The organism is Rhodococcus sp. CX, from assembly GCF_015865005.1.
Taxonomy (GTDB): Bacteria; Actinomycetota; Actinomycetes; order Mycobacteriales; family Mycobacteriaceae; genus Rhodococcus.
Map to the genome: position 1 here is coordinate 15,104 of NZ_JADZGH010000160.1, position 330 is coordinate 15,433.

The 330-nt window shown below is 77.0% G+C and carries 1 pseudogene; it reads left to right on the plus strand.

Going from position 1 to position 330, the window contains the following annotated elements:
• Positions 1-115: 115 nt before the first annotated feature.
• A pseudogene (locus tag I0Q12_RS16765) lies at positions 116-330 on the plus strand (YtxH domain-containing protein); the annotation flags it as partial.

Sequence of the window (330 nt, forward strand, 5' to 3'; positions counted from 1 at the left end):
CCTCGGCCGACGGTGACGGCGGCGGGGTCGCGGTGTGGTGGTTTGTCGTGGCCGCGGTCGTGGTGATCGCGGGCGGGCTGTGGTTCGCGCTGCGCAAGCCGAAGGCCTGACCTCCGTGGTACCGCCGCGCCGGCGATGGCTGCTCGGTGCCGTCGTCGGCGCGACCGCGGGTGTGGCCGCCGGCTGGTTGCTGGCCGCGCCCCAGGGTTCGAGCTGGGTGCGTGCCCTGTCGTTGTGCGCCGGGGTGACCGTGCTGGGCCTGGCCGCACTCGGGGTCGCCGTCCGCGGCGACCGTCGTCCCCCGGTCGCGCCCGCCGATCTGTGGCGGGC